Origin of the sequence: Labrys sp. 22185 (assembly GCF_052045555.1) — a bacterium.
Lineage (GTDB): Bacteria > Pseudomonadota > Alphaproteobacteria > Rhizobiales > Labraceae > Labrys > Labrys neptuniae.
The window spans coordinates 272,178-291,507 of record NZ_JBQEPH010000002.1; the positions used below are offsets into that span (position 1 = coordinate 272,178).

Genomic DNA, 19,330 nt, shown 5'->3' on the forward strand with positions numbered 1-19,330 from the left:
CGAGGCATGGCGCTTGCCAGCAAACAGGTGCTCCCGCAACGCTCGCGCGATGCCGTCGACTTGGCTATGTGCTTGGCATGTTGGTGATTCCTGCCCTAGGGTCACTGGAACGCTCCTTTTCGAAGGCCCCATCGTGAAGTTTTCTCTTCGTCAGATGCGTACTTCAGCAACGGCAGTCGGTATGTTGCCCGGGCTTGCGGCGATCCTGGCCGGTTGCGCCGATGTTCGCCCGCTCAACCTCGCAATTGCCGTGCCGAGCGCCTATGACCAGGCTGCGAAAGCCAAGCCGACCGAGCCTCTGCGTACGGATTGGTGGCGCAGTTTCGGTTCTCCCGAACTGACGGCGCTGGTCGCGCAGGCGCAGATGGGCAATCTCGACATCGCAACCGCCATCGCCAATATCGAGCAGGCCCAGGCCGGCATTACCATTGCAAGGGCCCCCTTGTTTCCCCAGATCGATGGCGACGTCTCGGCCCAGCGGGCCCGCGCAGCCTCGTCGACAGGGCGAGTCGGACGCGGGCGCGCCACCTATGGCCTGTCGGCGAGTGCCAGCTACGAGATCGATTTCTGGGGCAAGAACAGCCAGGCCCTGGCCAGTGCCAGGTCGAGCGAGGCTGCAAGCCGCTTCGATCGCGACACGGTGGAACTGACGGCGATCGCCAATGTGGCGGATGCCTATTTTGCCATCCTCGGCGCCCAGGACAGGCTTCGCATTGCGCGCGAGAACGTCGCCAGTGCCAGCCGGATCATGACGCTGATCAACAACCAGCTCAAAGCGGGAACGGCGACGTCGCTGCAGGTCGCCCAGCAGCAGAGCCTGCTCGACCAGCAGCGCGCCAGCATCCCGCCGCTCGAATTGTCGGTAGCGCAGAACAAGGCGGCTGTCGCCTTGCTGGTCGGCAAGCCCCCGGCCCTGGTAGACATCAAGGGTGGCGGTCTCGGCCGTTTGCGCGTGCCGGTCGTCGCGGCAGGGCTGCCCTCGCAATTGCTGACGCGCCGGCCCGACATCGCTGCGGCGGAAGCCAGCCTGATGGCGTCCCATCAGGATGCGTTGTCGGCAAGAGCCGCCCAATTCCCCTCGATCTCGCTGACCGGGCAAGGCGGCGTCCAGAGCGCTGCGCTCAAGAGCCTGTTCGATCCGGCATCGGGTTTCTATTCGATCGCGGCAGGCCTGACCCAACCCATCTTCGATGGCGGAACCCTGCGCGGCAATGTCGAGCGCGCCAATGGCGTGCAGAGCGCCCAGGTTGCCGCCTACCGCAAGACGGTGGTGCAGGCCTTCGTCGATGTCGAGAACGCCTTGGCGGCCGTGCGCCTATATGCCCGCCAGGAAGCGCTGCAGCAGGCCGTGGTGGTGAGTTCGCGCAAGGCCTACGCCATCTCGGAGCAGCAGTTGCGCGAAGGCACCGTCGATCTGGTGACGGTGCTGCAGACCGAGCAAACTCTCTTCAACGCCCAGGACACGCTGGTGCAGGTGAAGCTGCTGCGTCTGCAGGCGCTGATCAGCCTGCATCAGGCCTTGGGCGGCGGCTGGACCATGTCCGCCGCGCCAACGCCGCAAAATTAGGGCGTGTCGTGGTGATGCGAAATCCTGCTCGCGCCCGTTCTCGATTCGAGTGAGTTGAAATGCCCAAACTTGCGCGCAGCCTCGCGACATTAGCCATTCTGCTGGCTGCCGGAGCCGGGGCGGCCTATCTGACGCGTGATCGCTGGCGCGCCTCGGCCCCACCATGGCTGCAGGCCTATCTGCCGCCGGCCGAGAGCGCGGACCAGGGCAAGCCCGCCGCACCAAGGGCTGGCGGCGGACGGCGCGGCCGACGCGGCAGCTTCGATGGCGGGCCCCTGCCGGTGCTGATCGCCGAGGCCAAGACAGCCGATGTGCCGGTCTATCTCTATGGCGTCGGCACCGTGAAGGCGTACAATACCGTGACCATCACGCCCCAGGTCAGCGGACAGATCGTCGACATGCCGTTTCGGGAGGGGCAGGACGTCAAGAAGGGCGAGGTGATCGCTCGCATCGACGATTCGACCTACAAGGCAGCACTGGACCAGGCGATTGCCAAAAGAGCCCAGGACCAGGCCCTGCTCGACAATGCCAAGCGCGACCTCCAGCGCTATATCGGTCTGGCCGCCAGCAATTCGGTGACCCGGCAGACGGCCGATACGCAGCGCTCCACCGTGGCGCAGTACGAGGCCCAGCTCAAATCGGACGATGCGGCCATCGCCAGCGCGCAGGCGACCCTGGCCTATACCACCATTACCGCACCGATCGACGGCCGCGCCGGCATCCGCAGCGTCGATGTGGGCAATGTCGTCCAAGCGTCGGGCAGCACGGGACTGGTGACACTGACCCAGCTCAAGCCCATCGCCGTGCTGTTCTCGGTGCCGCAGCAGGCCCTGGCCGAGATCGCACCGGCCGGCGGCAAGGAGCCTTTGCAGGTCGAGGCGCTGCGCGGCGACAACAAGGTGCTGATCGATACCGGCAAGCTCGAAGTCGTCAACAACGAGGTCGATGCCAGCACCGGCACGATTCAGCTCAAGGCGATCTTTCCCAACGAGGCCCTGGGCCTGTGGCCGGGGGCCTTCGTGAATGCCAAGCTCAAGGTGAGAACGCTGGCGGGGGTCGTGGTTGCGCCGACGGCAGCGATTCAGCGTGGCCCCAACGGCACCTTCGTCTATGTGCTCGGCGATGACGGCACCGCCAAGATGCGTCCGGTCACCGTCAGCCAACAGGGCGATCAGCAGGTTGTCGTCGATAGCGGCCTGAAAAATGGCGAAAAGATCATCACCACCGGCTTCGCCAGGTTGAGCGACGGCGCCAAGGTCGAGGTTTCCAAATCGGGCGCCGTACCGGCCGAGGAAGATGAAGAAGGGCTGGGCGCGCCGGCTGCCCAGCCGGAAACCGGTAGCAAGACGGAGGGAGGGGAAGGCCAGCCTCAACGTAAAGGGCATCGTCGCCAGCAGGGCGGCGGCGCTGCGCCGGCGCCATGAACGGGGTCTCCGCCCCCTTCATCCTTCGGCCGATCGCCACCTCGCTGCTCGGTATCGCCGTGCTGCTGGGAGGCCTGCTCGGCTACTTTGCGCTGCCGATCGCTCCCCTGCCCCAGGTCGATTTCCCGACCATCCAGATCACCACCCAGTTGCCGGGAGCCGAACCGGAAACCATGGCCAAGCTGGTGACCGCCCCCTTGGAGCGCAATCTCGGCCAGATCCCGTCGATCGCGACCATGGTGTCGTCGTCAGCCTTCGGCATCAGCCAGATCACGCTGCAATTCAATCTGGACCGCGACATCGATGGGGCGGCCCAGGACGTGCAGGCGGCCATCAATGCCTCGGCGTCCACCCTGCCCTCGGGGCTGCCCTATCCGCCGAGCTACGCCAAGGTGAACCCGGCCGACACGCCGATCCTGACCCTGGCGCTGCGCTCGAAGACGCAGACCATCCGGAACCTGTCCGACATGGCAGATACCCTGCTGGCCCAGCGTTTCGCGGAGGTCAGCGGCGTCGGGCATGTCGACGTGCAGGGGGGCGTGCGCCCGGCCTTGCGGGTGCAGGTCAATCTCGCCCGGGCCGCGGCCTATGGGCTGGGCCTGGAGGACATCAGGCTCGCCATCACCACCTCGACAGTAGCCGGCGCCAAGGGGTCGCTCAATGGCGCGGCCCAATCCTACACGATCGCGGCCAATGACCAGATCAGTGCGGCCGATGCCTTTGCCGATGTGGTGATCGCCTACCGCAACAGCGCTCCCGTGCGTCTCAAGGACATCGCCAATGTGGTCGAGGGCCTGGAGAACGCACGCGTGGGTGCCTATTACAACGGCCAGCCGGCCGTGGTGATCGACATCATGCGCCAGCCAGGCGCCAATGTGATCGCCACGGTCAAGAGCGTGCTGGCGGCGCTGCCGGAACTGCGCCGCAGCCTGCCGGCCGATGTCTCGCTCGAGGTCGTCAACGACCGCACGCAGACCATCCAGGCCTCTATCGACGAAGTGGAGATGACCCTGGCCCTCAGCGTCGGCCTGGTGATTCTCGTCGTCTTCATCTTTCTCAGAACCCTGCGTGCCACCATCATCGCCGGCGTCGCCTTGCCGCTCTCGCTGATTGCTTCCTTCGGCGTCATGTGGTTCTGCGGCTTCAGCCTCGACAATCTCTCGCTGATGGCGCTCACCATCGGTGCCGGCTTCGTGGTCGACGACGCCATCGTGATGATCGAGAACATCGTGCGGCACATCGAGGAAGGAGAGAATCCCTTTGATGCCGCGCTCAAGGGCGCCAAGGAGATCGGCTTCACCATCATTTCGCTGACGGTGTCGCTGATCGCCGTCTTCATTCCCCTCCTGTTCATGACCGGCATCGTCGGGCGCATGTTCCGCGAATTCGCCCTGACCCTGACCATCGCCGTGGTGGTCTCGGCCGTGATCTCGCTGACCCTGACGCCGATGATGTGCGCACGCCTGCTCAAGTCGGGCCATGGCGAGCGCAAGGGGGTGCTGGATTGGATCGACCGTGGATTCGACACCGTCATCCGCGGCTATCGGGCCAGCCTGGTGTGGACATTGCGCCATGGCTTTCTGATGCTGCTCCTGACATTGGGCACCCTTGCGACCACGGTCTGGCTCTATATCGCCATGCCCAAGGGCTTCCTGCCCCAGCAGGATACCGGGCTGATCACGGCCGTGATCCAGGCGGAGCCGACGGCCTCCTTCGATGCCATGAAGAAGGCTCAGGCGACCATTGCCGACATCGCCCGCAAGGATCCCGATGTCCTTTCCGCCATTGCCAGCATCGGCGTTTCGGGAAGCAATCTGACCTCCAATACCGGCTCACTCTCCCTGGTGCTCAAGCCGCGCAACGAGCGCAGGGCGGACGCTACCGATATCATCCAGCGCCTGCAGGCCGAGACCAGCCGGCTGCCGGGCCTGCGCGTGACCTATCAGAGCGTGCAGGATATCCGCATCACGGCCCGAGCCGGACGCGCGCCCTACCAGTATACGCTGACCGGAACCGATGCCGGTGACGTCGACCGTTGGGCCGATCAGCTGGCCGCCGAGCTCGAGCGCTCCGGTGTGATGCGAGACGTCACCTCGGAGGTGCAGAATGGCGGCGCCAGGCTCTTCGTGGATGTCGACCGCGACACCGCCTCCCGCCTCGGCGTCTCCATGCAGGACATCTCCAACGCCCTGAACAACGCTTTCGGCCAGCGCCAGATCGCCACGATCTATGCGCAGGCCAACCAGTATCGCGTCATCCTGGAGGCCGAGCCGGACGACCAGGTGGGACCAAGCGTACTCAGCCGCATCTATGTCGCCAGTTCCGCCAGCTCCTCCGGGCTTGCCACCACCACCAATCCTACGGCGGGAACGGTCGGCGCCAGTGGCACGGCAACCAACATACCGACGGTATCGGGCGCTGCCGACAATCAGGTCCCCCTCAGCGCCTTCACCAGCATCCGCCACGAGACGGCGCCATTGGTGGTCGAGCACGACGATCAATTCCCCTCGGCGACCATCAGTTTCGACGTGGCCCACGGCGCCTCGCTCAGCGATGCCGTTGCCGCGATCCGCAAGGCACAGGCCGCGATTGGCATGCCGGCGTCGATCTCCACCCGTTTCACCGGCGATGCGGCTGAGTTTTCCTCCTCGCTCGCCAACCAGCCCTGGCTGATCCTGGCGGCGGTGATCACCATCTATATCGTGCTGGGCGTCCTCTATGAGAGCGCCATCCATCCGGTGACGATCCTCTCGACGCTGCCGTCGGCCGGCGTCGGCGCCCTGCTCGCGCTGGAATATACCGGACACGAGCTTTCGCTCATCGCGCTGATCGGCATCGTGCTCTTGATGGGCATCGTCAAGAAGAACGCCATCATGATGATCGACTTCGCCATCGAGGCGCAGCGCGAGCAGGGCATGGATCCGCATGAGGCGATCGTCACCGCGTCCGCCCTGCGCTTCCGTCCCATCATGATGACCACCCTGGCCGCCCTGTTCGGTGCCCTACCCCTGGCGCTGGGCCACGGCATGGGATCGGAACTGCGCATACCGCTCGGCATCACCATCATCGGCGGCTTGCTGCTCAGCCAGTTGCTGACGCTCTACACCACGCCGGTGATCTATCTCGGCTTCGAGCGGTTGCGCGAGCGCCTTGCCCGCAAGCCACAGGCGGTGCCGCAGGCATGAGCATCTCGGAGCCCTTCATCCGCAGGCCGATCGGCACCATCCTGCTGGCGATGGGCCTCCTGCTGGTGGGGCTCGCCGCCTATCGCCAATTGCCGGTCTCGAGCCTGCCTGCCATCGACCTGCCGACCATCGTGGTGACGGCGAGCCGCCCCGGCGCCGACCCGTCGACCATGGCTGCCAGCGTCGCGGCGCCGCTGGAGCGCAAGCTCGGCTCGATCGCCGGCGTGACCGAGATCACCTCGCGCTCGTCGCTCGGCTCCACCCTCATCATCATCCAGTTCGATATTTCGCGGAATGTCGATAGTGCGGCCCAGGACGTGCAGGCGGCCATCAATGCCGCAGCTTCCGACCTGCCATCGGACCTGTCCACGGCGCCTTCCTTCCGCAAGTTCAACCCGAACGCCCGTCCGATCCTGATCCTGGCGATGACCTCCGACACGGTCGGTGCCAGCGACATGTTCGATGCCGCCGACAGCGTGATCGTGCAGCGTATCTCCCAGGTCGAGGGGGTCGGCGAAGTCGCCGTCAGCGGTGCCGATCAACCGGCGATCCGGGTTACGCTCAACCCAGACCGCATCTCGGCCATGGGCCTGTCGATGGAATCGGTGCGCCAGGCGATCGTGGCCGCCAATGCCATCAGCCCTCTCGGTTCCCTGGATGGCCCCGACATCGTCATGGCGCTCGATGCCGGTGGCCAGATGTCGGCGCCCGAAGACTATGCCTCCATCATCATCCGCGCCGGCAACGGCACCGCCGTGCGGCTTGGCGACATCGCCACCGTGGAGCGCGGCGTGCGCAACCTCAACTCCAGCGCGAGCTATAATGGCAAGCCGGCCATCCTCCTCAACATCACCAAGGAGGCCAATGGCAACGTCATCGATACCGTGAACGCCATCAAGGCGTTGCTGCCTGTTCTGAAGGCAAGAATTCCGGCCGGCATCGACATCGACATCCTGACCGATCGCACCACGACGATCCGCGCCAGTGTCGACGACATGCAATGGACGCTGATGGCCTCTGTCCTCCTGGTCGTGCTGGTGGTCTTCGTCTTTCTCCGCCGCTCCACGCCGGTCCTGGCAGCCGGTGTCACCGTGCCCCTCTCGCTTGCCGCCACCTTCGGGGCGATGTGGCTGTCCGACTTTTCCATCGACAATCTCTCCTTGATGGCGCTGGTGGTCTCGGTCGGTTTCGTGGTCGACGATGCCATCGTCATGGTTGAGAACGTGCATGCCAAGCGCGAAGCCAGCCTGCCGCCGCTGCAGGCTGCGATCGAGGGCGCCCGGCAGATCGGCTTCACCGTGGTGTCGATCAGCCTCTCGCTCCTGGCCGTCTTCATTCCTTTGCTCTTTGCCGGAGGAATTACCGGCAAGTTCTTGTTCGAATTCGCGATGACACTGGCTTTTGCGGTGATCGCCTCGACCGTGATCTCGCTCACTCTGACGCCGATGATCCTGGCCCATCGCGGCCATGACAGCATCGGCGTCGGTCGGGGGATGTTCGATCGCCTAGTCGAGGGGATATTGCATCGGGTCGTGAGCTTTTACGGCGCCAGCCTGCGCGGCGTGCTCAATCACGGATTTCTGACGCTGCTTGTCATCTTCGCCACGGTCTTCGGCACGGGTTGGCTCTATTATGCCTTGCCGAAATCCCTGGTACCTCAGGATGATGGCGGCTTCATTCAAGGCTTTTCTCAAGCTTCCTCGGATGCGTCCTACGACGCGGTGGTGGTCTGGCAGCGCGAGGTCGCGGCCATTATTCAACGCAACCCCTATGTCACCGGGGTCGGTTCCTCCATCGGTTCGAGCCCCTTCGGCGGCACCAATTCCGGCCAGCTCAGCATTTCGCTGCTGCCTCCGGACCAGCGCCCGCCCACCGAGGAGGTCATTGCTCAATTGCGCAAGGGCGTACGGGCCGTCGCCGGGCTCAACGTCTTCATGTTCTCGCCGCAGGACGTATCCGCGGGAGGGCGCCAGTCCCAGTCGCAATACCAGTATACGCTGTGGTCGGGCGATGCCGACCTGCTGGTCGAATGGGCGCCGAAGGTGATGGAGAGGCTGAAGAGCGTGCCGGGCCTGACCGATGTCAATTCCGACAGGCAACGCAACGGGTTGCAAGCAAAGCTTGTCATCGATCGCGAGGCTGCCGCACGCCTCGGTGTGGCCATTACCTCCATCGACAGCGCCCTCAACAACGCATTTTCGCAACGGCAGATCTCGACGATCTATACCCAGCGCAACCAATATCGCGTGGTGCTCGCCGCCTCCCCCGAGCAAAGCCGCGATCCCGGCGACATGACGGACCTCTACGTCCCCGGCCGGTCGGGCCTGGTGCCGCTTTCGGCGGTTGCCTCGGTGGAGCGCGGGCTCGCGCCGCAGCAGGTCAATCATCAGGGCCAATATCCGGCTATCACCCTTTCCTACAATCTGACGCCGGGTACCAAGATCCAGGATGCATCGGAGGCCATCGAGGCGGCAGTCGCCGGCATGCACCTGCCTGCCGATATCCGGGGGGAATTTGCCGGCGATGCCAAACAGGCGGCCCAATCCGGATCAAGCCAGCCTCTGCTGATCCTGGCGGCCCTGCTGGCGGTCTACATCGTGCTCGGTGTTCTCTATGAGAGCCTGGCGCATCCGCTCACCATTCTTTCGACCCTGCCATCGGCCGGATTGGGTGGGTTGCTCGCCCTGCATTTCGCCAATATGGAACTGACGACCGTTGCCTTCATCGGCATCATCCTGCTGATCGGCATCGTCAAGAAGAATGGCATCATGCTGGTGGATTTCGCGCTGGAGGCCGAGCGCGAGCGCAATCTCAGCGCCAGGGACGCAATCTTCGAGGCCTGCCTGGTGCGATTCCGCCCGATCCTGATGACCACGCTTGCCGCCATTCTGGGCGCCCTGCCCCTGATCCTGGCGACCGGTCCCGGTACGGAACTGCGCCGTCCACTCGGCGTCACCATCGTCGGGGGGCTGATCGTCAGCCAGATCCTCACGCTCTATACCACCCCGGTGATCTATCTCATGCTGTCGCGCCTTCACCGCCGCTGGAGCGTCAAGCCTCAGAAGCCGCCAGGAACGACGGTGCAGGCATCAAATTCCGGTTAGCACGACATCTGTGCCTGCATGAAGGCGTTCTATGCGGAGTGTCAGTCTGCTGGCCGACATCCGACTCGCCGGAAAGCGCTTCGTTTTCAGGATGTCAGCCAGGAGGCTGACACTCCAAATTCCTTCGCATGAAAACTGCAACCGTAGCCCTAAGCGAACAGGGCCGCGAGGTCCTTCAGGCTTTCGCCGGTGTCATAGGCAGAAATGCCTAATCTTTCCGCGGGTTGCTTGGCGCGGTTTACCCAATAGGTGCGATAGCCGAACCAGGTTGCGCCGCAGATATCCCAGCCATTGGAGGAGACGAAAAGGATACGCTCGGGCGGCAGGGCCAATCGAGTGGTTCCCAACTGATAGGCAGCCCTCGCCGTCTTGTAGCAGCCGGCCGCATCGACACTGAGGATATCGTCGAAGAGGCCATCGAGGCCGGACGACCGCAAGGCTGCTTCCAGCATGGCCGGCGTGCCGTTCGAGAGGATGCCGAGCCGCACCCCCTTCTGCCTGAGATGTGCCAGGGTCGCAGGCGCTTCAGGAAAGCTCGGCAAGAACCAGTAGGCGGCCAGCAACTCCTCCCGCTTTTGCCGAGAAGCTGTGAGGCCGAGCCGCTCGATCGAATAATCCAGGGCATCGGCCGTGACCGAGGCGAAATCGGCGTAGTTTTCGCTGATCGTACGCAGCCAGGTATAGTTGAGCTGCTTGTCGCGCCAGAGCGTGGCGAGCTGGGCGCCATGCCCCGGAAAAGCCTGCTCCGCCTTTTCTGTGATGAAGCCAAGATCGAGCAATGTGCCGTAAGCATCGAACAAAACGGCCGAAAAAGGAACGGACATACTCATCGATGAACCCTGCAGCAATCTGTCATGACAATGGGTGAACGATGGGGCGGACTGCCGATGATGCCTTCCGCCGGACAGTTTCCAGAAGCCTTTCAAGCATCTGGTCGGCGTCGCGGCAAGCTGATTGCCAGGAGTGGTGCGAAGATCGCCAGATGGCGACAATATGTGGAGTGCCTCTCAAGGTCGCCTTGCCACGTAGATCGCCGTCATGAAATGCCGCTGAACCCTGCCCCCGAATACCTCGTCGACAATGGCTCCGAGACGACCGAGGAACGCCTGACGCTCAATTTCCGGCAGGCGGGCGACGGGGGAAAAGGTCGCCGTCAGCCCCAGGATTTGCTGCCTGTTCAAAACAGGGCGCCAGCGCAGTTCCTCGGCGACGATGGATCGAAAACCCGCCTGCTCGAGCTCGGCGATGCGGCGCTTCCTATCGAGGCCGAAATGCCCCTTCGGTCCATCGCCATGCGAAGGGCTTTTCGACAATCGCTCGAACAGCGCATGCGTGCGTTGCTGGAATGCGTCGGGCTCGTCAGGGTCTCCGAAGATGTTCCACCACATCGCCCAATGGCCGCCAGGGTGGAGGAGATGGAATGCCTTGGTCAGGGCGAGGTCGGGGTCGACCCAGTGCAGGGATGTCGCGGCAATGCCAAGATCGAAGGAGCCGGGCGACAGGGCCGCTTCTTCGAACGGACCGATCTGCACGGCCAGCCGCTCCGCATAGGCGGCCTGGCTGTCGACGAGAAGGGCTGCCAGCTTTGCGTCCGGTTCGACAGCCGTCACCCGGCAGCCCATGGCAAGCAAGGGAGCAGTCGCCAGGCCGGTCCCGGCGCCGACCTCGAAAACGGTCCTGCCCTCGCCCGCCCCGCAGCGGGCCCTGAGGATATCGAAGACACGCTCGGGATAGCCAGGGCGGAACGTGGCATAGGCGCGGGCATTCTCCCCGAAGAGCACCCTGCCAGCAGTTCGCGCGATCGTCGATGCCATGGCGTTACCCGTCTGCCCTGTTCTGGTGTGTCCGAGTGCCGGCCGGCCCCTCGACGTCCCATGGTACCTGCCTATGCGGAAGATGAATGAATAACCGCCGCCCCCTTTCGAAATAGCTCGGATGGGCGCCGAAATCCGCTTGTGCGACATCCCGGTGACTGTAATCTGACTGCCAATATCAAGAGATGCAGGGAGGATTGGCCGACAGATTCGACATTGAGCCGATCAGTATCTTCGACGATGCGTGACGGGCGTGATGGTTGCATAAGGGAATGTGCCTGGGCCGAAAGCGAAAGCATAGTCCTGAGAGCTCAACCTATGATGTCCGCTACCACCTCTCACGGAAGAAATCACAAAGTATAACGATAATGCGTTGGAGGAACATATGAGTGCCGGGGTCTCGTTCGACAAAAGCAAGAACTCGCTGAGCCGTCATCGCAGCGTATGGGAAATGCGCTCCGAAAGCTGGATCGGCCTTGTCGACGATCTGAGCCGATTGGTAGCCCTCCCGCCCGACCATCCCGAACGCCAGTCCCGGCTTGCCCATATCAACGAGCTGATTGCCGCTTTGGTGCCGATCGAGAGCTACTGGGCCTTTCCGGGCGGCAGGGTTTTCGCGGATCTCTGCAGCTGGATCGAACGGGGAGAACTGGCGCGCGCGCACCAGACCGCGCGCCGCATCCATCGCGTGCTGGTGGCCCGGACCTATCGGCACGAGGCAAGCTCGCTCGAAGGAGAGGGCGAACTGCCCTCGCAGATCGAGACCGAAAGCGAACGCCAGGCGCAATTGTCGCGTCCCTATTTCGAGGTGCTCATCGTCGACGAGATGTCGGCGAGCGAAGAGGCGGCGCTACGCCGGCGCGTCCAGCGCAAGCGCCATGCCGAGGATGAGTTCGTCTTCGACATCGTCATCGTGCCCAGCTTCGAAGACGCCCTGATCGCCACCTTGGTGAACTTCAATCTGCAGGCGGTGGTGATCCGCCACGGCTTTCCCTTCCGCTCGATCTATAGCGACGACATGCTGCGCCGCTTTCTCGACGGCGTTCAGGACGGCATCGAGACCATCCCCGAATTCGAGCGCGGCCCGCTGCTTGGCCGCCAGATCGCCCGCTTGCGTCCGGAACTCGACCTCTATCTGGTCACCGACATGAAGGTGGAGGACATCGCGGCGACCGCCGGCGAGGTGTTCAAGCGCATCTTCTTCGGCGAAGAGGACCACGTCGAGCTCTACGGCGCCATCATGCAGGGCGTCGGCGAGCGCTACCACACGCCGTTCTTCGACGCGCTGCGCGACTATGCCAAGCAGCCGACAGGGGTGTTTCACGCTTTGCCTCTCGCCCGCGGCAAGGCGATCCTCAATTCGAGCTGGATCGGGGATCTCTCGCAATTCTACGGCATGAACCTGTTCATGGCCGAGACGTCGGCAACGTCGGGCGGCCTGGACTCCCTGCTCGATCCGGTCGGGCCCTTGAAGATCGCCCAGGAACATGCTGCCCGCGCCTTCGGCGCCCGCCGTACCTATTTCGCCACCAACGGCACCTCGACCTGCAACAAGATCGTGGTGCAGGCCCTGGTGCGGCCCGACGACATCGTGCTGGTCGACCGCAACTGCCACAAATCGCATCATTACGGCCTGGTGCTGGCGGGCGCGCAGGTCGCCTATCTCGATTCCTATCCGCTCGACCAGTATTCGATGTATGGCGCGGTGCCGATCCGCCACATCAAGGAGCAGTTGCTGACCTTCAAGCGCGCCGGCACGCTCGATCGCGTCCGCATGGTGCTGCTGACCAACTGTACCTTCGACGGCATCGTCTATGATGTCGAGCGCGTGATGCTGGAATGCCTGGCGATCAAGCCGGATCTGGTCTTCCTGTGGGACGAGGCCTGGTTCGCCTTCGCGCGCTGCCACCCCGTCTATCGGCCGCGCACGGCCATGGCCACGGCGGCGCGCCTTGCCGAGATGTTCAAGGATCCCAGCTACGCCAAGCGCTATGAGGAGTTCGCGGCCAGCGTCGATTGGGACGACGAAGAGGCTTTGCTCGAACGGCAGCTGATCCCTGATCCCGACAAGGTACGCATACGTGCCTATGCTACGCACTCCACGCACAAGACCCTGACGGCCTTGCGCCAGGGCTCGATGATCCATGTCTGGGACCAGGATTTCAGGGACAAGGCGGAGGAAGCCTTCCACGAAGCCTATATGACCCATACATCGACCTCGCCGAACTACCAGATCCTCGCCTCGCTCGATGTCGGGCGGCGGCAGGTGGAGCTCGAGGGTTACGAACTGGTACAGCGCCAGCTCGAACTGGCGATGAATTTGCGCGACCAGGTGCAGGCGCATCCCCTGCTCAAGCGCTATTTTCGTTTCCTGGCGGTCGGCGACCTCGTGCCGCTGCAGCACCGGGAATCCGGCGTCGAAAGCTATTTCAACGAGGAGACGGGCTGGAACAATTTCGAGCTCGCCTGGCGCACCGACGAGTTCGCGCTGGACCCAACCCGAGCGACGCTGGCGATCGGGGCCACCGGCCTCGACGGCGACACCTTCAAGAACAAGGAGCTGATGGATAAATACGGCATCCAGATCAACAAGACCTCGCGTAACACCGTCCTGTTCATGACCAATATCGGCTCGACGCGCTCGGCGGTGGCCTATCTGATCGAGGTGCTGGTCAAGATCGCCCGGGACCTTGACCGCCGTGCCGCCGACATGAGCAGCATCGAGCGCCGCATCCATGCCAAGAAGGTGCGGTCGCTGACGCTGGAGCATCCGCCCCTGCCCGACTTCTCCAGCTTCCATCGCGCCTTCAGGGGCGACAATCTCACCAGCAACACCCAGACCCGCAATGGCGACATCCGCAGTGCCTTCTTCCTGTCCTATGACGACAGCAATTGCGAGTATGTGAACATGATGGAGGCGTCACGGGCGATCCAGGCCGGGCGCGAGCTGGTCTCCGCCCTGTTCGTGATCCCCTACCCGCCGGGTTTCCCCATCCTGGTGCCCGGCCAGGTCATCAGCATGGAGATCCTGCAGTTCATGTCGGCGCTCGACGTGCACGAGATCCACGGCTATCGCCCCGATCTCGGCTTCCGCATCTTCAGCGAGGAGGCCCTGGCGCGCACCGAAGAACGGACCCTGGCCAAGACGACCGTGATCCAGGCCCAGCAGGAAGCCATGCAGAACTGAGGTACCGTCTGCAAATAGCTGGGCGCCACTTTTGTCATGCTCGGGCTTGACCCGGGCATCCAGGGGGCGCCTTCGACGTCTGGAAGGCGGGGCTGGATTGGGGTCAAGCCCGGCAATGACAAAGGTCGAGCCAATTCGATTCGTCTATTGACGCACGGATCCCATAGCGGTTTGTGATTTCTTGGAATCACCAAGAATCGCAAAGACGCGTCCAAACAAAGAGTTAGAGAAAATAAGCGTTCACACTTGAACGCGTTTTGCTCTGGGGGACGATGCCCGAATGCCGGGAAGCGTTGTTCACTGGCATTCGGCTTGAAACACGGCCGGGTGGCTCCCGAAAATCCGATCAGAACAGATTGCCATAGAGCGGCATGGCGGCGGCACCGAGGGCTGCGACGAGGTCGCTCGGTGCCTGCGCCCGCTCCAGCACGATCGGCTTGGGCCGTGCATTCATCTGATAGGCGGCAACGGTCCGTCGGGTGCGCTCGACGAGGCGTCCGAGCACGGGTTCGGGCAGCAGGCCGCTCATCAGGATGCTGGAGATGTCGACGATATTGGAGACGCTGGTCAGGGCGCGGCCGAGATCGGTACCCGCCTGCTCGACCCAGCGGCCGAGATCGGGATCATCGCAAAAGCCAGGCGCGGTGAAATCGAGGGCCTCGACAGTGGGCTTGCCGAGGAAACGCGCCAGCCCGCGCAGCGAGACCACCGTTTCCAGGCAGCCGCGAGCGCCGCAATAGCAGATCTCGCCGTCGGGATAGGTATGGATATGGCCGATCTCCCCAGCATTGCCATAGGAGCCGCGTACGGCGCGGCGGTTGAAGATCAGGGCGCCGCCGAGGCCATAGCCGACGAAGGCGTAGATGTAGCTCGGCAAATGATGGCCGCCGCCGAACCAGTATTCGCCCAGGCCGGCTGCCGCCCCGTTGATCGCGATGAAGACATCGTGGCCGATCAGGTCTGACAAGGCCTTTTCGAAGGGATAGTTGCGCCAGGCCGGGTATTGGCTCGATTGCCCGACGGCGCCCCTGTCGTGATCGACCGGCCCCATGACCGAGACGCCGACGCCCAGCAGCCGTTTCGGCCGCAGTGGGTGGGCATCGAGACGGGAGAACAAGGTGGCAAGCAGATGCGTGGACGGTTCGGGCTCCTCGATCCGCAACTGCTCCTTTTCATGTGCAATGATGTTGCCGGCGACGTCGACGAGCACCGCCCGGGCAAATTCGTGATCGAAATGCAGGCCGATCGTCGCGGCGTAGCCAGAGATGAGGCGCAAACCACGGATGGGCTGTCCCAGGCGGGGGCGCCCGGTGCGATCCGCCTCAGGCGCGGCTGCGACTTCCGCCACCAGCCCCTCTTCCATCAGGGCGGCGACGATCTGGGTTATGGCGGAAGGGGTCAGGCCCGTCTCGGCGGCGAGATGCGTACGTCCGATCCCGGGCGATTGCCGGATGCCCTCGATGACCAGGCCACGATTGAGGTCACCGACCCGCGAGGCATTATAGCCTCGCTGCCTGCGCCGTCCGGCGGACGATGGGACCGGTCTTTCCCGGTTGGACTCATTCATGACGCGACCAAAACCAGCAGGGCTTTCGGCCCTGCCTTGAGAAACGCAGATTGTTCACACCCTAAAGCGCTTTGCGATTAGGCGGAATCACCAAGAATCGCAAAGTTCCTCTCGCCGATCCTTTGAATCGGCCTGGAAATAACGGGCTGGAGCAAAGAGGCGTTGGTGTTCATGCGCATTTTGCTCCAGCTGCGACGACTTCGGTGGCCTGGTCTCGACCAGAGGCGGGACGAGTGGTGTCAGCGGGTCAGATAGCCGCCATCCACGACCAGGACCTCGCCGGTGACATAGCTCGAAGCGGGAGCGCACAGGAACAGCACGCAGGCGGCGACTTCGTCGGGCGTTCCAACCCTGGCCATCGGTGTCATGTCGCGCCAGATCGGAAACCATTCGGGGTTCTCGATGCCGCCGCGCGACATGTTGGTGTTGATGTAGCCAGGCGCCACCGCATTGACGCGGATGTTCTCGGCCGCGAATTCGCTGGCCAGGCTCTTGGTCATCATGTGAACCGCGGCCTTGGAAGCGTTATAGGCGACCTGGTTCTGCGGTACGTTGGAAATGAAGCCGGAAATCGAGCCGACATTCACGATCGCGCCGCTGCCTTGCTTGCGCATCGGCACGAGCGCGGCGCGGCAGCCACGGAAGACGGCATCGACATTGGTGTCCATCACCTGGCGCCAGCGTTCCTCGTCGAAATCGGGGGTGTCGCCATGGCTGGCAATGCCGGCATTGTTGACGAGAATGTCGAGCCGGCCCCAGCGTGCGAGGGCGGCATCGACCAGTTGCTGCGGCGCGGCCGGATCGCGAATGTCGGCCTGGACGAAAGCAACGTCATAGCCGGCATCGGCCAGGCTCTTTTCGGCCCCCTCGACCTTGCTCCGGCCTGAGATCAGGAGCTTGGCTCCGGCCTCGCCGAGGGCGTGCGCGACGGCGAGCCCAATGCCGCGATTGCCCCCGGTGATGAGGGCGGTCTTGCCGTCCAGACGAAATTTCTCGAGCATTCGTTTTTCCTATGTGGTGGTGGTTATTTCATCACGCCCTTGGGCGCATGGCCGCTGTTCAGGCAGACGGCCAGGATCAGGATCGTGCCGAAGACGATCTGTTGTGCCAGGGCATTGACCCCGACGAAGGTCATGCCGGTACGAAACACGGCAATCAGCATGGTGCCGGCAAGGGTCCGCAGGACGCCGCCATTGCCGCCGGTAAGCGAGGTGCCGCCCAGCACCACCGCGGCAATGGCCGGGAGCAGGAATTCATTGGCGATAGTGGGCGTTCCGCTCGACAGACGCCCTGCCAGCATGATCCCGGACAGGGCGGCAAAGGCGCCGGCCAGGGCGAAGACGGCAAGCTTGATCCTGGTAACGCGGATGCCGGACACGGTCGCGGCCGGTTCGCTGCAGCCCACGGCCTTCATCATCTTGCCGAAGGGCGTTGCCTGCTCCAGCACGAAGGCCAGCATGAAGACGACGAGACTGACCCAGATTTCGTTGGGGAGGCCGAGCGTGGAGCCGATGATCCAGCCCAGGGTGTCGTTGCGGACGTCGCCGGCGATGCCGATAGCTCTCTGGCCCGAAATCCACAGCGCTGCCGTCGCCGCAATGCCGCCCGTGGCAAGGGTGGCGACGAAGCTGGGGATGCGCAGCTTGCCATGCACGAAGCCCGAAAGCAGGCCGAGCAGTCCGCCGATGACGATGGCAGCCGGAATGGCGGCCAGGCCGTATCCCGGCAGCAGAAGGGCGAGCACGATGGAGGCGACGGCCGCTACCGATTGCATCGACAGATCGACCGAGCCGACATAGATCACGAAGGTCATGCCGAGTGCCATCACGAACAGCGTGGCATTGTCGGCCATCAGGCCGATCAGCGTCATGGGATCGAGAAAGCGGGCGTCGAACAGGCCCACGACGAGGATGGCGAGGACCAGTGCGATCCAGGGTAGATAAGGATTGAGGAAACGCAGGCGAACCATGCTCACACCATGTGCCGGATGAGGTCGAGCGGCTCAGGCGGCGGCACCGCCATCGTGTCGAAGCGCGCCGTCTGGCGCCCGTCCTTCATCACGATGATCGTGTGAGCCAATCCGAGCGCCTCTTCCAAAGTGTCGCCGATCAGGATGACGGAACAGCCATTGGCACAAAGCTCGCGGATCAGGCCGTAGACATCCTCCTTGGCGCCGACATCGAGGCCACGGGTGGGATGATCGAGCAGGAAGATGCGGGCTCCGGCATTGTACCATTTCGCCAGCACCACCTTTTGCTGGTTACCGCCCGACAGGTTGGCGCAAAGCGTGTCGGCGCTGGGCGTCTTGATCCGCATGCGGTCGATGAGGTTGCGCGTCGCGCGGCCGATCTCGCCGAATTTCAGGATGCCGAAGCGGCTCATGCCCCTGAGATGAGCGAGGCTGATATTCTCCTCGACCGACATTTCCTCGACGATACCCTCGAATTTGCGCTCGCGCGGGACATAGCCGAGGCCCAGGGAGACGGCCTGGCTCGGGGAGACGAAACGCAGATTGCGGCCGCGATAGTGGGCGCTGCCGAGGTGAATCTTCTCCAGGCCGAACAGGCTGCGGATCAGGGCCTCGCTGCCGGCCCCCTCGGTGCCGACGAGGGCGAGGACTTCGCCGACGTGAAGATCGAGATCGATATCGGCATAGGCCCGTGCCCGCGCCAGCCCCCTGGCCTGCAGGGCTACGTCCGCCCCGAACGGCGCCCGTCCTTCCTCCTTGTAGTAGGAACCCGTGGCGGCGCGCCCGACCATCAGGTGATGGATGCGCTCTGGGCTCGCCTCCTGCTTGGCCATCCGGCTGACGACGACACCATCCTTGAGGACATAGATCCGGTCGGAAATGTCGATGACCTCGTCGAGCCGATGCGAGACGAAGATGATGCCGGCCCGCTGCTTCAGCTTACGGATCACGTCGAAGAGAATATCGATCTCCGCCTGCTCCAGCACGGAAGTCGGCTCGTCGAGCAGGATGCACAGGCTTCCTTCCACCGCCTCCTCCAGGGTCAGCACCTTGGCGAGCTCGACCATCTGGCGTTGCGCGAAGCTGAGCTCTGAGGTGGCGGCCAGGGGATCGATGTCGAGGCCAACCTTGGCGAGCTGATGCCTGGCGGCGGTGGCCATGCGCCGCCAATCGACGCGACCGAGGCGGATGAACGGGCTTTCGTGGCCCAGGAAAATGTTCTCCGCCACCGACAGATTGGTGATCAGGGACTGTTCCTGGAACACCATGCCGATGCCGCGCGCCGCCGCATCCTTCGGGCCGGAGATCGAGGCCGCCTTGCCGTGAATGCGGATCTCGCCCGCATCGGGTTGATTAATGCCGTTGAGCACCTTCATCAGCGTCGACTTGCCGGCCCCGTTCTCGCCGACCAGGCCGACGACCTCGCCGGGCTTGACGGTGATCGAGACATTCCTGAGGGCCTCGACCTTGCCGAAGCGCTTGGTGATGTCGAGAAGTTCGAGCATGGCGCCGG

The 19,330-nt window shown here is 63.7% G+C and carries 11 protein-coding genes; 5 read left to right on the forward strand and 6 right to left on the reverse strand.

Going from position 1 to position 19,330, the window contains the following annotated elements:
• Positions 1–181: 181 nt before the first annotated feature.
• The 4 genes from ACTJKX_RS05795 to ACTJKX_RS05810 are packed head-to-tail and all read left to right on the forward strand — an operon-like array spanning position 182 to position 9,280.
• Positions 182–1,567: an efflux transporter outer membrane subunit gene (locus ACTJKX_RS05795; protein ID WP_440724646.1), complete on the forward strand. Its 1,386-nt coding sequence runs from the start codon at positions 182–184 to the stop codon at positions 1,565–1,567.
• Between the two features lie 59 nt (positions 1,568–1,626).
• Positions 1,627–2,991, forward strand: a complete 1,365-nt coding sequence (locus tag ACTJKX_RS05800; RefSeq protein WP_440724647.1) for an efflux RND transporter periplasmic adaptor subunit — start codon at positions 1,627–1,629, stop codon at positions 2,989–2,991.
• On the forward strand, positions 2,988–6,176 hold the full coding sequence (locus ACTJKX_RS05805) for an efflux RND transporter permease subunit (protein WP_440724648.1): 3,189 nt from the start codon (positions 2,988–2,990) through the stop codon (positions 6,174–6,176). Before ACTJKX_RS05800 ends, ACTJKX_RS05805 begins: the two co-directional genes overlap by 4 nt.
• Complete coding sequence (locus ACTJKX_RS05810) at positions 6,173–9,280, forward strand: efflux RND transporter permease subunit (protein ID WP_440724649.1); 3,108 nt, start codon at positions 6,173–6,175, stop codon at positions 9,278–9,280. The genes ACTJKX_RS05805 and ACTJKX_RS05810 overlap by 4 nt, the downstream gene beginning before the upstream one ends.
• Before the next feature lie 149 nt (positions 9,281–9,429).
• Here the strand turns inward: ACTJKX_RS05810 and ACTJKX_RS05815 are convergent, their stop codons facing one another.
• The gene (locus ACTJKX_RS05815) at positions 9,430–10,110 is read right to left on the reverse strand and encodes a haloacid dehalogenase type II (RefSeq protein ID WP_440724650.1); all 681 of its coding nucleotides are present in this window, start codon (positions 10,108–10,110) and stop codon (positions 9,430–9,432) included.
• 177 nt (positions 10,111–10,287) lie between these two features.
• The gene (locus ACTJKX_RS05820) at positions 10,288–11,094 is read right to left on the reverse strand and encodes a class I SAM-dependent methyltransferase (RefSeq protein ID WP_440724651.1); all 807 of its coding nucleotides are present in this window, start codon (positions 11,092–11,094) and stop codon (positions 10,288–10,290) included.
• A gap of 385 nt (positions 11,095–11,479) precedes the next feature.
• On the opposite strand from ACTJKX_RS05820, the gene ACTJKX_RS05825 reads away from it, so the two are divergent.
• Positions 11,480–14,281: an aminotransferase class I/II-fold pyridoxal phosphate-dependent enzyme gene (locus tag ACTJKX_RS05825; protein ID WP_440724652.1), complete on the forward strand. Its 2,802-nt coding sequence runs from the start codon at positions 11,480–11,482 to the stop codon at positions 14,279–14,281.
• A 346-nt stretch (positions 14,282–14,627) separates the two neighbouring features.
• Here the strand turns inward: ACTJKX_RS05825 and ACTJKX_RS05830 are convergent, their stop codons facing one another.
• From ACTJKX_RS05830 to ACTJKX_RS05845, 4 genes are all read right to left on the reverse strand, one after another.
• Positions 14,628–15,848 carry an ROK family protein gene (locus ACTJKX_RS05830; RefSeq protein ID WP_367622706.1) on the reverse strand — a complete coding sequence of 407 codons (1,221 nt, stop codon included), beginning with the start codon at positions 15,846–15,848 and terminating at the stop codon, positions 14,628–14,630.
• Between the two features lie 239 nt (positions 15,849–16,087).
• The gene (locus tag ACTJKX_RS05835) at positions 16,088–16,849 is read right to left on the reverse strand and encodes an SDR family NAD(P)-dependent oxidoreductase (protein ID WP_440724653.1); all 762 of its coding nucleotides are present in this window, start codon (positions 16,847–16,849) and stop codon (positions 16,088–16,090) included.
• Positions 16,850–16,872: 23 nt separating this feature from the next.
• Positions 16,873–17,817 carry an ABC transporter permease gene (locus ACTJKX_RS05840; protein WP_311938376.1) on the reverse strand — a complete coding sequence of 315 codons (945 nt, stop codon included), beginning with the start codon at positions 17,815–17,817 and terminating at the stop codon, positions 16,873–16,875.
• 2 nt (positions 17,818–17,819) lie between these two features.
• Entirely contained in the window at positions 17,820–19,322 is a 1,503-nt protein-coding gene (locus ACTJKX_RS05845; protein WP_440724654.1) for a sugar ABC transporter ATP-binding protein, read from the reverse strand.
• Positions 19,323–19,330: the final 8 nt, after the last annotated feature.

Bases quoted from the DNA above. Each gene is read 5' to 3' on its own strand.
- ACTJKX_RS05795 (WP_440724646.1), top strand. From the start codon at position 182: ATGTTGCCCGGGCTTGCGGCGATCCTGGCCGGTTGCGCCGATGTTCGC.
- ACTJKX_RS05800 (WP_440724647.1), top strand. From the start codon at position 1,627: ATGCCCAAACTTGCGCGCAGCCTCGCGACATTAGCCATTCTGCTGGCT.
- ACTJKX_RS05805 (WP_440724648.1), top strand. From the start codon at position 2,988: ATGAACGGGGTCTCCGCCCCCTTCATCCTTCGGCCGATCGCCACCTCG.
- ACTJKX_RS05810 (WP_440724649.1), top strand. From the start codon at position 6,173: ATGAGCATCTCGGAGCCCTTCATCCGCAGGCCGATCGGCACCATCCTG.
- ACTJKX_RS05815 (WP_440724650.1), bottom strand. From the start codon at position 10,110: ATGAGTATGTCCGTTCCTTTTTCGGCCGTTTTGTTCGATGCTTACGGC.
- ACTJKX_RS05820 (WP_440724651.1), bottom strand. From the start codon at position 11,094: ATGGCATCGACGATCGCGCGAACTGCTGGCAGGGTGCTCTTCGGGGAG.
- ACTJKX_RS05825 (WP_440724652.1), top strand. From the start codon at position 11,480: ATGAGTGCCGGGGTCTCGTTCGACAAAAGCAAGAACTCGCTGAGCCGT.
- ACTJKX_RS05830 (WP_367622706.1), bottom strand. From the start codon at position 15,848: ATGAATGAGTCCAACCGGGAAAGACCGGTCCCATCGTCCGCCGGACGG.
- ACTJKX_RS05835 (WP_440724653.1), bottom strand. From the start codon at position 16,849: ATGCTCGAGAAATTTCGTCTGGACGGCAAGACCGCCCTCATCACCGGG.
- ACTJKX_RS05840 (WP_311938376.1), bottom strand. From the start codon at position 17,817: ATGGTTCGCCTGCGTTTCCTCAATCCTTATCTACCCTGGATCGCACTG.
- ACTJKX_RS05845 (WP_440724654.1), bottom strand. From the start codon at position 19,322: ATGCTCGAACTTCTCGACATCACCAAGCGCTTCGGCAAGGTCGAGGCC.